This window comes from Ensifer canadensis, assembly GCF_017488845.2.
GTDB lineage: Bacteria > Pseudomonadota > Alphaproteobacteria > Rhizobiales > Rhizobiaceae > Ensifer > Ensifer canadensis.
The window spans coordinates 2,204,749-2,217,472 of sequence record NZ_CP083370.1 but is presented as its reverse complement, the minus strand read 5'-3'; the positions used below and the strand labels follow the sequence as shown (position 1 = coordinate 2,217,472).

At 58.2% G+C, this 12,724-nt stretch carries 12 protein-coding genes and 1 pseudogene; 8 read left to right on the top strand and 5 right to left on the bottom strand.

Annotated elements, in window-relative coordinates:
* Window positions 1-65: 65 nt before the first annotated feature.
* Window positions 66-587, top strand: a pseudogene (locus tag J3R84_RS10860) (thymidylate synthase); the annotation flags it as partial.
* A 132-nt stretch (window positions 588-719) separates the two neighbouring features.
* Window positions 720-1,631, top strand: a complete 912-nt coding sequence (gene thyA, locus J3R84_RS10855) for a thymidylate synthase (RefSeq protein WP_203528266.1) — start codon at window positions 720-722, stop codon at window positions 1,629-1,631.
* Between the two features lie 60 nt (window positions 1,632-1,691).
* Here the strand turns inward: thyA and J3R84_RS10850 are convergent, their stop codons facing one another.
* Window positions 1,692-2,099, bottom strand: a complete 408-nt coding sequence (locus tag J3R84_RS10850) for a helix-turn-helix domain-containing protein (RefSeq protein ID WP_203528268.1) — start codon at window positions 2,097-2,099, stop codon at window positions 1,692-1,694.
* A gap of 622 nt (window positions 2,100-2,721) precedes the next feature.
* On the opposite strand from J3R84_RS10850, the gene J3R84_RS10845 reads away from it, so the two are divergent.
* The 3 genes from J3R84_RS10845 to J3R84_RS10835 are packed head-to-tail and all read left to right on the top strand — an operon-like array spanning window position 2,722 to window position 5,811.
* Window positions 2,722-3,510: a metallophosphoesterase gene (locus J3R84_RS10845; protein WP_203528270.1), complete on the top strand. Its 789-nt coding sequence runs from the start codon at window positions 2,722-2,724 to the stop codon at window positions 3,508-3,510.
* The gene (locus tag J3R84_RS10840; RefSeq protein WP_225906332.1) at window positions 3,503-5,434 is read left to right on the top strand and encodes an AAA family ATPase; all 1,932 of its coding nucleotides are present in this window, start codon (window positions 3,503-3,505) and stop codon (window positions 5,432-5,434) included. The genes J3R84_RS10845 and J3R84_RS10840 overlap by 8 nt, the downstream gene beginning before the upstream one ends.
* A gap of 2 nt (window positions 5,435-5,436) precedes the next feature.
* Window positions 5,437-5,811, top strand: a complete 375-nt coding sequence (locus J3R84_RS10835; protein ID WP_203528272.1) for a hypothetical protein — start codon at window positions 5,437-5,439, stop codon at window positions 5,809-5,811.
* Between the two features lie 160 nt (window positions 5,812-5,971).
* Here J3R84_RS10835 and J3R84_RS10830 read toward each other — a convergent pair whose 3' ends face one another.
* From J3R84_RS10830 to J3R84_RS10815, 4 genes are all read right to left on the bottom strand, one after another.
* Window positions 5,972-6,460 carry an NADPH-dependent FMN reductase gene (locus J3R84_RS10830; RefSeq protein WP_239637556.1) on the bottom strand — a complete coding sequence of 163 codons (489 nt, stop codon included), beginning with the start codon at window positions 6,458-6,460 and terminating at the stop codon, window positions 5,972-5,974.
* A 208-nt stretch (window positions 6,461-6,668) separates the two neighbouring features.
* Complete coding sequence (locus tag J3R84_RS10825; protein WP_203528275.1) at window positions 6,669-7,553, bottom strand: beta-keto acid cleavage family enzyme; 885 nt, start codon at window positions 7,551-7,553, stop codon at window positions 6,669-6,671.
* A 22-nt stretch (window positions 7,554-7,575) separates the two neighbouring features.
* Window positions 7,576-8,298: an SDR family NAD(P)-dependent oxidoreductase gene (locus J3R84_RS10820; protein WP_203528276.1), complete on the bottom strand. Its 723-nt coding sequence runs from the start codon at window positions 8,296-8,298 to the stop codon at window positions 7,576-7,578.
* A 125-nt stretch (window positions 8,299-8,423) separates the two neighbouring features.
* Window positions 8,424-9,338 carry a LysR family transcriptional regulator gene (locus J3R84_RS10815; protein ID WP_203528277.1) on the bottom strand — a complete coding sequence of 305 codons (915 nt, stop codon included), beginning with the start codon at window positions 9,336-9,338 and terminating at the stop codon, window positions 8,424-8,426.
* A gap of 136 nt (window positions 9,339-9,474) precedes the next feature.
* Between J3R84_RS10815 and J3R84_RS10810 the strand changes: the two genes are divergently transcribed.
* From J3R84_RS10810 to J3R84_RS10800, 3 genes are all read left to right on the top strand, one after another.
* Window positions 9,475-10,548: a 2,3-butanediol dehydrogenase gene (locus J3R84_RS10810; protein ID WP_203528278.1), complete on the top strand. Its 1,074-nt coding sequence runs from the start codon at window positions 9,475-9,477 to the stop codon at window positions 10,546-10,548.
* 313 nt (window positions 10,549-10,861) lie between these two features.
* Window positions 10,862-11,161, top strand: a complete 300-nt coding sequence (locus J3R84_RS10805) for a Dabb family protein (protein WP_203528280.1) — start codon at window positions 10,862-10,864, stop codon at window positions 11,159-11,161.
* A 23-nt stretch (window positions 11,162-11,184) separates the two neighbouring features.
* A complete protein-coding gene (locus tag J3R84_RS10800; RefSeq protein WP_203528282.1) occupies window positions 11,185-12,723 on the top strand; it encodes a sugar ABC transporter ATP-binding protein in 1,539 nt (512 codons plus the stop codon).
* Window position 12,724: the final 1 nt, after the last annotated feature.

Genomic DNA, 12,724 nt, shown 5'->3' with positions numbered 1-12,724 from the left:
GGGACATTGGTTTGCCGCCGGCTTCACCCTAAATTTGGGACAACACGAATCGGCGGCGCCAGACCATGCAGCAATATCTCGACTTCCTCGACCATGTGATGACCAGCGGAACCGACCGGGGTGACCGGACGGGAACGGGGACGCGCTCGGTCTTCGGCTACCAGATGCGTTTCGATCTTTCGCAAGGCTTCCCGGTGCTGACCACCAAGAAGCTGCACCTGCGCTCGATCATCCACGAACTGCTGTGGTTCCTGAAGGGCGAGACCAATATCGCCTATCTCAAGGAAAACGGCGTCAGCATTTGGGACGAATGGGCGGACGAAAACGGCGATCTCGGGCCCGTCTACGGCTACCAGTGGCGCTCCTGGCCGGCGCCGGACGGGCGGCATATCGACCAGATCGCCGGTCTTGTCGAAAGCCTGAAGACCAATCCGAACTCGCGCCGTCATATCGTTTCCGCCTGGAACCCGGCGCTGGTCGACGAGATGGCCCTGCCGCCGTGCCATTGCCTGTTCCAGTTCTATGTCGCCGACGGCAAGCTTTCCTGCCAGCTCTATCAGCGTTCGGCCGACATCTTCCTCGGCGTGCAATTGTTTTCCGACATCACTATGGTACCTTCGATGTTAAGTACGCGATTTCATTGAGTGATACTCGAAATGGTACCGGTACCTTCACGTGCCGTGTTTTGCGAAACGAATTCGATGACATTTGGAATGGCCATGACCAGACACCCCGAGTTTCAATATCTGGATTTGATGACGCGGCTTCTCGAAAACGGAGACCGACGGATCGACCGCACTGGCGTCGGAACGCTCGCTACGTTCGGGGCTATGATGCGCTTCGATCTCTCAGATGGAACCTTTCCCGTCTACACCACGAAAAGGGTGTATTGGAAAACCGCCGTCAAAGAGATGTTATGGTTTTTGACCGGCCAGACGAATATTCGATCTCTTCTCAGGGAGAACGTCCGAATTTGGTCGGATTGGCCATTAGCCCGCTACCGCAAGGAAACGGGCATAGAGATAACTCAGCAGGAATTCGAGGCCCAGGTTGTGGCCGATGAGGAATTCGCTGAGGCGTGGGGCGATCTGGGGCCAGTATACGGGAAGCAATGGCGACGCTGGATCGATCAGAGTGGGCGAGAACACGATCAGATCGCGACGATCATTGAGACCCTGCGAAACAATCCAAGTAGCAGGCGCATGATATTTCACGCCTGGAATGTGGGCGAACTGGACCAAATGGCGCTCCATCCGTGTCACATGGTCTATCAATTCTACGTATCTGGTCTGGACAGTGGTCAGCCTAGATTGTCGCTTATGGTCACCCAAAGATCGAGCGACCATATGCTGGGAAATCCGTTTAACATCTGCCAGCAGGCGGCCTTGCTGGCGATGATTGCGCAACAAGTGGACATCCCTGTGGGCGAGCTGGTGTGGTCCGGAGGAGACGTCCATCTTTACTTGAACCATGTGGACCAGGCTAAGGAGCAGTTGACGCGGGTGCCCCGGCCTTTCCCGAAGCTGACGCTGGCCCGCAAGCCAGCATCGATCGATGGATATCGGATCGAAGACTTCGTAGTGACTGGATACGATCCCTATCCCCCGATTGAGGCACCGGTCGCTGTCTGATCTTTTAGCTCGTCGGCTGGCCGTGATTAAACGAGTACACGACGAAGCAATGCGGTTCGCCTAGCTCGCGCTCTCTGCGGGAGTTCGTGACCACCGCACGCCCACACCGTAGAACAAGCCCGAGCCTGCGTCTCCCCAGCCAAGAAACTCCACGCCTTGGTTCACATAGAAGTCGCGCAGGATCGCGGAGGAACTTGGCCACGGCGTGCCGGTTTCCAGGGCGCTAACCGTGCTTGGCGGAAGAGATGCTCGTTCCGCAATTTCGCTTTGCTTTAGATCAAGCAAACTTCTAGCGGCAGAGAACGAAGTGCCGAACTTTTCGCTGTGGAATCCCGTTCGATCGCTTGCGTCGGCAAACAGATCGCCGGGGGCCTTCCATCGGGCACCAGAACGCCCCACGTCTTTTCCAAACGAAAGATCGCCCACAAATTCGATGCCTTCAGCCTCGTAGAACTGAATGAGCTGCACGTTGTGCTCCAGAACCTTGGACGTCCCAGACTCCGCGGCCGCAATTGCCTTCCGCATTATCCCTACACGCGGGGAGAGTTCTCGAATCGAGATTCCGAAAAGCGCTCGCGCGACCCGGAGTGCATCGGATGTGGTTGGTGTCTTCATGTCGGCGAAAAGCGGGCTCGACAAATTGGTTGTCAATAACTGTGTTTTGGAGTCTTTATTTTGCCCATAGATCGTTTATAAGCATGTCTATGGAGTCAAAAAAGCGCCAATGGGCTTGGAGGCATCGAGTGCAGAACAGTGATTCGCTTTTCCGGGAGTGGTATGGAATGCCAAAAGCCTCGTTAGTAGACTGCCTTAGGCGTCTCGCTGACGACCTCGAAAACGTCGATCGATGTGTTGAGGCGCTGGCCCCGGGAGCGTCGATGAACAGCTGGGCGCTGGGAAGGCGGTCTGTGCCTTGCCTGATCGGACGTCCGCTCGGTCACCCCACCATACTGGACGGCAAGCCAGCATGCTCGAGCGAACTTTTCTATTTCGATCCCGAGCGCGGGATCGCGCGGACCATGTCCCGTTGGTATCGTCTCGGGACAAGGGTCGACCCTGACTACTGGAGCGAACGCCTCGCGGGTCGGTCATGAAGGCTTGGGTTTTCTCCGATCTCCACACCGAGTTCGACGAAAAGGTCGCTCCCCTGACAGTGCCTGAGGCTGATGTCTGTATCTGCGCCGGCGACATCTGCGATGGAGGACCTGCGAGGACGGTCCGCTATCTCGGCGAACACGTCTCGCGGTCGATGCCGGTAATTCTGGTCCCCGGCAATCACGAGTACTATCGCAGTTCGATCATCGAGGGCTTAAAGGAGGCGCTGGACACGGCTTCAGAACGCTACCCGAACGTCCACGTGTTGAGCCGCCGTGCGGTCACTCTGGGCGGCTATCGGTTCGTCGGCGCGACGCTGTGGAGCGACTTCAACCTCTACGGCAACATGACGTGGGCGATGCGCAGTGCGCAGACCGAGCTCAACGACTATCGCAAAATCAAGGTTTCGAAGGAGCCATTTCGACGGTTCACGTCAGGCCATGCGAGCGGCTTCAATCAGATGGACAAGCACTTCATCCGATGCACCCTTGACGAGCAATACGTGGGCCCGACGGTCGTCGTGACCCACCACGCACCCAGTGTTCTTTCTCTTGCCCCGGAATTCGTCGGCGCTCCGCTGACACCGAGCTTCGTCTCAAATCTCGAGCCGGACATCGCCAAATACCAACCGGTCGCGTGGGTTCATGGTCATCTGCACAATCGAAGTGACTACACCATCGTCGACACCCGGGTGATCTGCAACCCACGAGGCTACCCCGACGAACCAGTCCTGGATTTCGACCCGAGGCTTGTAATCGACCTGGGAGATCACACAGTTGGCTAGACGTTCTGACAAGCGGTTTCGCTGCCCATGGAGGCTGTCAAAACCAAACGACGATCCGTTTGTTACCCTGCCAGTTTACATGGCCTATTGCACGATCGCGGCGGCGCTTCGCTCCCGGAATCGGAAGAACTCGAAGTTCATTGCGATCCTGCAAGTTCAAGGCGACTGCTACTTGCCGATTTACTCCCAAGCCGCCGAAGTATTCCTGATGGGGCTCTGGGAGGAGCGGGATTACAATCCCTGTATCGCCGCTTGGGATGAGCACCGCCATAGGGACCAAATCGTGGCCCTGAACAAGGACCAGGCGATTTTCTTCGCAGGGCCCGACCGACAGCTCGACACCGAGGCGTGGCTGCTCGCCGATGTCGTGGTGAGCGTCATGTCTCCGATGAGAAGGCAGGCAGAGGCGGCGCTGCGACGTTTCGGCATTCCTGTGTCCGAGAGGGACGTCGAAATTCTGTTGTCCGAGACATGGTCACGACTGCATCAGGCTTTCCAAACCCGTCGCCAGCCGGCTTCCGCGATGGAGCGGCTACGCCAGTATCCCCGTGCTTCGACCATTGCCGTAAATAAAGACCCCGAAGGGCCGTCGCTTGACGAAATGCACGGGTTCGGAGCGCTTCTGAAGTGGGGGCACGACCTCGCGATCGACTTGGCAGATTACAAGGCGGAACGTATCCAGTGGGAGGAGGTCGACGCCGGGGTGTTGATTTCCGGGCCGCCTGGTTCGGGAAAAACCATGTTCGCCGGTGCTCTGGCCAAGACCTGCGACGTTCCTTTGATCTACGGCTCTGTTTCCGCCTGGCAGATGGCGGGTTCCCTCGATGACCATTTGAAAGCCATGCGTGCCTCTTTTGATGAAGCCAAAGCACAGGCTCCGGCGATTCTGTTCATCGATGAGGTCGACACTTTCGGAGACCGAAGCGCAACTGACCGCAACCGTGGCTACATGCGCGGCGCAATCGCCGGTTTCCTTGAATTGCTGGACGGCTTCAAACGGCGCAAAGGGGTTGTCGTCGTCTCGGCGTGTAACAACCCGGATCACCTCGACCCGGCAATCCGCCGGTCAGGCAGGCTTGGACAGCATTTTGAAGTGACGCTGCCTGATGAAAATGCCCGACGTTCAATTCTGAAGTATCACATCGGCATCGACCTCGATCCGAACCAGGCCGAGCAGTTCACCCTTGCGACCGAGGGCTATTCCGGAGCCGATATCGGGCAGCTCGTGCGGTTTGCAAAACGAACGGCGCGACGACGAAAGGCAAGCTTCGGCGGCGCGCACATTGTCGGAGAATTGCCGCCGGCACCCGAGCTTCCGGCCGATTACCTTCATTCCGTCGCGGTCCACGAGGCCGGACACGCCATTGTCGCCGTTGAGCTCGGGTTCGGTGAACTGGTGAGCGTCAAAATTGCCAGGTACGCCATCCCTGGGAACGGCAATCAGGTCGGCGGTGCGACCTACGCGATGCCGCCGCACATGCGCAGGACCAGAGCTGCGTACCTCGACGATATCGCCGTGACTTTGGGAGGCATCGCTGCCGAAACCGTGGTGTTCGAGGCATTCTTCGACGGCGCGGCAGGTTCCCATAATGCCGATCTGAATTCGGTGACCAGAACCGCGACCCTACTGGAGGCCGCTCTGGGAATGGGACACACGTTGGTGGTCGCGGACAATGCGCCGAGCCGCCTCGAGGCACTCCGCGCCAGCGACCCCGGATTGCGGAAACGTGTGCACGACGTCATCGCCAACGAGTTCGAGCGAGCCAAGGAGATTATTCGGGGCCGACGCTCCGCGCTGGATGAGATCGCCGGACGCTTGATCGAAGCGAGATCGCTGTCCGGCGACGAGGTCCGGGAGATCGTCGAAAGACACCGTCGGCCGACGGTCAGCCTTGCAAAGCTTCCGCGCAGCATGGGAGCGTAGACATGAAAAAGAAACGTCGCTCCCGAAAGGGGCGGGGCTCTCGGCCAGGCGGGTCAAAACCAGGAGCGGAACAACGCCCCCAAGGCCGCTCTTTTGGGTCTGGTCTCGACGAGATCGGATTTCGTCCACTCGGACGACGTATCTTGGTCTCCAAACGATCGGGCGGTGAGCCGGCAAAAACGGCGTCGGAGGCCGAAACGGAGCCGTCGGCTTCGAAAGACGCCTTCATGCGGGCGACCGATGACCCGTTGGGGTACGATACCCGCGATCCATCGTGGGTTCGAAAAGCAGCCGAAGATGCGTTGTCAGGTGCGGACAAAGACGCGATTGAGAAGGAAGTCGATGCGGCGCTGCGGCGATGGAGGTTTCGCGACTAATATAGAATGCCCCACGCTCCCACCGCTGCCGCAGCCGGAAAATGACGATGGTCTTCGTTTCGACGTAGCAGCGCGGGGCCCAGCGCACATTCAGGAAGAACGATGAAGCGCAAGCCGTTTGCTCCCACAGCCGCATCCTGGCGGTAGGAGCCATCGAGCATCACAATCGAGAAAATCGCTTCACGAAACTGGCAAAGGCATTCAGGTGATTGGCCACAAAGGTTCGGGTCGCCTCGTCCGTTATCACTCCGGCGTCAACGTCGACCTTCGTGTTGATGCCCCCGACCATCACCTCTGGCTTCGTGAACACGAGGGCGTCGAGGAAGACCATGATCTGGCGGAGGTGATATTGAGCGCGGGCTCCGGCAATTGGTCCTGGCGATCCGGTCATCAGTGACACTGGCTTGCCCCCGAACGGCGCTTCTGGAAGCCGCGACAGCCAATCGAGTGCGTTTTTGAGGACGCCCGGGACTGAGTAGTTGTATTCGGGGGTGACCACAATCACTCCGTCCGCTGAGCGGATCGCATGGGCCATTTCGGTTACGGCCGCCGGGAACCCTTCCGCTTGAAGGTCGGCGTCATAGTGAGGAATATCGCCGACCGATCCGAGCAACGTGATTTGGGTGTCGGGTGGGACCAGTCCTTCCAAGGACCTCGCCAGCGCCGCATGGGTAGATCGTTTTCGTAGGCTCCCAACCAGGACCACTAGGTGAAGTTTTTGGGCGTCGTGCATACATATACCTCAATTTGGAGTCCGGATTGCGCGCCCGAGCGAGCCGGGGACGTAGGATGTGCTCCGCGTCCGGCAGGGAATGCGGACGCGGAGCACGGAGGTGCCTTGGGAGGCAACTATTCGTTCATAGCGAGAGCATCGTCCGCGCTTCATCGGTGGTAGCTGGCCGCGCGCCGAGGTTTCGGATCAGTTCGACTGCGCGTTCTACCAACTGCGAGTTCCGCTCGGCCAGAACCCCCTTCGACAGGTAGATGTTGTCTTCCATTCCCACGCGAACGTGCCCACCGAGAAGCCACGACTGGGCGACCATCGGGAATTCGTGCCGACCTATGCCAAAACCGGTCCAGATTGCACCGGAAGGAAGCAGGCTGCGCGCATACATCATGGCATCAGGTGACGCCTCGAACCCGTACTTCACGCCAAGCACGAGCGAGAAAAGACCGGGACCAGCGAGCGTCTGATCCCGAATAAGGTCGCGCGCAAGATGGCAGTCACCTGAATCGAAAAGCTCGATCTCGGGCACAACGCCGGCTCTGCGGATGCGCTCCGCCATGATCCGAATGTTTCGGGGCGGGTTGATGACGACTTCACCGCCAGAGACCATCGTATTGAGGTCGAGCGTGCAAATGTCAGGGCGTAGCTCCTCGATATGACGTACCCGTTGTTCTGGAGGAAGCAGAGTGGTGCCGGGTCCAGCGATCTTCGGGTCGCCCTCGGACGGGACGAAGCGTCCGCCGGGACCGGTGGTGAGATTGACCAGGAGGTCGGGCCTATGCTTCCTTATTCGTTGCATTACATCGCGGTAGAGATCGATCGACATTGACGGCGCGCCGGTCTCTGGGTCACGGACGTGAATGTGAACGATTGCCGCTCCCGCTTCGCCGGCTTCCAATGCACTTGTAGCGATTTGTTCCGGCGTGATCGGCAGGAACGGCGTTTGGTCCGGGCGGGTCAAGTTGCCGGTCACCGCGCACGTGATGATCACGCGTTCTTGAGGAACATAAGACATTCTTCGAAGACCTTGATGGAAACTACGGTGCCGTGTACCCGCCGTCGATGACCAATTCCGCGCCGGTCATGTAGCTGGACTCGTCGGAGGCAAGGAATAGCGCTCCGAACGCGATCTCTTCCGGTCGTCCCAGGCGCTTCATGGGCGTGATGTCAACGATCGACTGAGTGATGCCCGCGTCCTGGGCTTCAATCATCGGTGTACCGATGATGCCGGGATGGATAGAGTTCACCCTTATGTTGTCACCGACATAGGTGAGCGCCGCATTCTTGCTCATGTGGCGAACGGCAGCCTTGGAGGCCGTGTATGCAGAAACACCCGCAGCACCGGCTATGCCCCAGATTGAAGACGTGTTGATTATCGATCCGCCGCCCAACGCCCGCATGTGCGGAATGACAGTCTTCATTCCGTAGAAGGGGCCGGTCTGGTTGATAGCGATGACTTTGTTCCAATCCTCAATGGAAATCTCGGCGATACCGTCGTAGGAGTGGACGGTGCCAGCGTTGTTGAAGAGGACATCAATCCGACCGTCGATTGCGAGGACGTCTTTGACTACCTGTTCCCAGTTGGCGAAGTCGGTAACATCGAGCTTATGCTTCTGGATACCGCTGCCCTGGAACTCCTCTCGAAAACTAATGTCGCAAGCATGGACCTTTGCGCCTTCCTTTGCGAAGAGCTCGACCGTCGCGCGTCCGATTCCGCGTGCGCCACCTGTTACGATGCAAACCTTGTCTTTTAGACGCATGATCTCCTCCAACGCGCTCGATGCCGTGCCGCCTCCTTGCGACTACGCGTTGGCAACTATTTAACACCTCCGCATCGGCAAAAAGCCCACACAATGAGAAACATCTTCCCGTTGAGCGGGATAATTCATTGAGTCCAAATGGATTCGTAGGCTCGTTCCCGGAAGGTTTTCACGAGGTAGTCGACAAACAGCCTTGTTCTAGCCGGCAGATGGGCGCGCGTGGGGAAGGCAATGTTCATCGTGAGGCGAGGGAGGTCCCAGTCATCGAGAACTCGCACCAAACGCCCAGCCTCTAGGTGCTCTTGGATGATGTACGTAGGCTGGGCCATGATCCCGAGACCGTCCAGACCCGCTTTGACGATGATCTGGCCGTCGTTCGAATTGATCATACCCGTCACCGGAACGGTCACCGTCTCATTCCCTTGCCTAAAGGTCAGTTCGTTCCAATTGTCGGCGAGGGTGTAAAGGATAAGGTCGTGCGCCTTTAGATCGTCTGGTACCTGGGGGACACCTCTGCGCTCGAGGTATGTAGGCGACGCCGCCAAGAGACGCCGGGTTTCGGCAAGTCGACGGATGGTGATGGATGAATCAGCCTCGACCCGGCGGGTTCGAATAGCGACGTCCACGCCATTTTCGATGATATCGTAGTAGCGGTTCGACGAGACGACGTCGAAGGTGACTTTGGGATAGAGCTTGGTGAACTCGGCGATGATCGGGTTCAGGTGAAGCAAGCAGAAGGACAGGGAGGCGCTAATGCGAAGCAATCCTGTCGGATTAAGGGCCACCTCCGAGATGGTCTGCTCGGCCTCTTTCATGCCCTGTAAGAAGTCTTTGCTTCTGCCGTAGAATTTTTCGCCCTCTACCGTCAGGTAGAGCTGGCGGGTTGTGCGTTGGATGAGGCGGACGTTGAGGCGCTCCTCCAAAGAAATCAGGTGGCGGCTAGTGGCCGACACCGACATTCCAAGAGCCTCCGCTGCCTTGCTGACGCTGCCAAGTTCAGCAACGTGCGTGAAGACTTCTATCTCGTTCCATTTATCCATGTGAATGACTTTTGCGGCAAGTGGGAAAGTGTTTCTCAACTATCAATCTTTTTCCCGTGGGGCTCAAGCCTATTGTCGCGATACGCTCGCCGCAAAACGTGGTGCGGAGTAACGGCACAGCCACAGGAGGAGACCAATGAAAGCCGCGCGCTTGTACGATAAGCACGACGTTCGCGTTGAACGAATTCCAGAGCCGACAGAAATAGTGCATGGGCAGGTCCTCGTCGGCCCGACCTTTTGCGGTATCTGCGGCACCGATTTGCACGAGTACGAGAGCGGTCCGATCTTCACGCCGAAAACGCCGAACGTTTACAGCGGTGCGGTGCTGCCGCAGATTCTGGGGCACGAGTTCGCCGCGAAAGTCGTCGCGGTGGGCGAGGGCGTGGAATCGGTCAAGCCAGGTGACCGTGTCTCGATCCAGCCGCAGATAGGACCTCGTTATGACTATTACGGTCGGCAAAACCTTTCGTTTCTTGGGCCTAAAGCGTCTGTCGTCGGTCTGAGTTGGCCTTGGGGAGGCATGGCGGAGCGCGCCATCGTTAATGAGTATAACGCGATCAAAATGCCGGACTACATCACCGATCAACAAGGCGCACTCATTGAACCCGCCGCGGTTGCTGTCCACGCGATCGACCGTTCCGGTATCGGGCCGGGGGGTAGTATTCTGATTACCGGGGCGGGTCCCATCGGAGCGCTCATGGTTCTGGCGGCTCGGGCTGCTGGAGCAAGTCGGATATTCGTTAGTGAGCCCAATGTAAATCGTCGAAAGCGGCTCTCCAAGATTTCGTCTGATGCGATACTCCTGGACCCCACGGCCGCCGGCTTCATGGGCGAGATCAAAGCCAACACGGAAGAAGGAGTTGGCGTTGATGCTGCGGTCGAATGTGCGGGCAATCCACGGGCGCTGCAGTCGTGCATAGCGGCGGTACGAGCACAGGGGATCGTTGTTCAGGTTGGCTTGATGGGCGTCAAGGCAGAGATAGACCCCTTCGACCTGACGATGCGGGACATCACGCTCCGCGGGTCACTGAACTACCCCCTTACGATCTGGCCGCGCGTGTTCGAGATGATGAAGTCTGGCTTGTTTCCGGCAGAACGGATTGTTGATGACGAGATTTCGCTGGAAGAGGTCGTAGAGCGTGGCTTCAAGCCGCTTCTCGACCCTGCGGGTGGAAAAATGAAAATCCTCGTTTCAACGCGGTCGGTCTGATCCGGGAGCGAAGTTCGGCCCCATTTGATTGAAGACAATCCCATCAGGCGGCTGTTTCATCGACAGCCGCCTTTTATTTTGCCGCAGTTCGCAGCCGACTGTCCCGTCAATTGGGAAAGACATTCCCGACTGCGGCACTTTTTCCCGGTCCCCTATTTCGTATTCTAGTTTCAATCGTGTGGAGGCGCGACGTTGTGGAGGTTCAGACAGCAGTTCAGATCGAGGGCGAGAGGCAAGGCCTAGTTCGCCGCGTGCCTCTTCGCTGAGCCGTTTCGCCCCTCAAATAATAGCAGCCTATTCAAAGGAATTATCCATGATCAAACACATTGTGATGTGGAACGTGCAGGGGGAAGATGTCGAGCAGAAGCTCTCAGCAGCAGCCGACGTCAAAGCACGGTTCGAAGGGCTGATTGGGCGGGTTCCCGGCCTTCGCAGCCTTGAGGTCGGTATCGACGTCAGTCGCGTTTCCTATGCATGTGATGTGGTTCTCTACACTGAGTTCGAGGACGAGGCTGCGCTAGCAGCATATGCCGAGCATCCTGCGCACCTCGAGGTCCGCCGGCAGCTAGAGGGTGTACGGACGGCCCGGTACCAGGTGGACTACACGGTCTAAGGACCAAGCTTTGGGAGGAGCGCATGTCAGCTGAAACATCCGTCAATGACAGCACCATTCTTGATGTTCGTGGTCTGCGGAAGACGTACGGTGGCGTTGTCGCCATCAAAAACATCGACTTCGAGCTTCAGGCCGGAGAAATACACGGTCTCTGCGGCGAGAACGGCGCTGGCAAGAGCACCTTGGTCAAGACTCTCGGCGGCCTCGTTGCTCCGACCGAAGGCGAGATCACCGTCGGCGGGGTCCAACTCAAGGCCGGAAAGAGGACCGACCCCCGACTGATTTCCATCGTCCACCAAGAACTGTCGATCATTCCGGACCTGACGGTTCTCGACAATGTGCTGATCGGCGATCCGGCAGCCGGCGAATTCCTGCGCCGAACGGCCCACGCCAAGGCGGTTCGACGCCAGCTGGACGAAATCGGGTTGGCACACGTTGACCTGAACGCACCTGCCCGGAAGTTGAGCCTGGCGGAACAACAGCTTGTCGAAATCGCACGCGGCGTAGTTCGTGGGGCGAAAATTCTTATGCTGGACGAGCCCACCGCGACGCTGTCCGACAGCGAAATCCGCCGGGTTTTCAAGGCAGTGCGTTTGCTCAAGGAACGAGGTTCAACGATCGTCTTCATCAGTCACCGGTTGCCCGAGGTATTCGAGCTTACCGACCGCATCACCGTGTTCCGGAACGGCGAAAGGGTAACGACGAGACCTACGACGGAATTCACAACAGAGCAGTTGGTACAGGCCATGATCGGTCGCGAAGTGGGCAGCCGACATGCACTCGCCGAGGCCGTGTCAGTTACCGCGAGTAAGTCGCGGCTGAAGCTTCGAGACTTCGCAGTCCCCGGCCGCTTCAAGAAACTGTCTGTGGAAGTTGGTGAAGGGGAGGTCCTGGCCGTAGTCGGACAGCTCGGTTCCGGTGCAGATGCTGTCGTGGAAGCGATCGCTGGTCTGAGGCCAGGTTACGCTGGCGTGATCGAACTGGATGGGTCGGTGGTGGAAGTCCGCTCGATCGCGGATGCGATAAAGGCGTCAATCGCTTACGTATCCGAAGACCGGGCCGGTAAAGGCGTCTTCCTGGAAGCTCCGATCGAGACAAACATCTATTCGTCGATCCTCGACCGCGTAAGCCACTTTGGACTCGTTCGACGTTCGGAGGCCCGCGAGCGTGCCCGTAACCTGGCGGCTCAGTTCCAGATTGATGCCAGACGTCTTCCCCACGACGTTTCGACCCTCAGTGGTGGTAATCAGCAAAAGGTCTCTCTCGCAAAGGCAGTCGCTCTCGAACCGCGGGTTCTCATTCTTAACGAACCGACCCGCGGCGTCGATATCGGTGCCAGAACGGAAATCTACAAACAGCTTCGCGAACTCGCCCGGAGGGGGATGTCGTTGGTGTTTTTCACCACCGACATCGAGGAGGTTCACGAGCTCGCCGATCGAGTGATCACGATTTTTCGAGGCTCAGTCGTCTCTGACAGGCTTACCGCGGAAGTGTCGATGGACGATGTCCTGCGCGACATTCTGCACGGTCCGGAGTCCAGCACACAGGAGGTTGCGGCTTGAC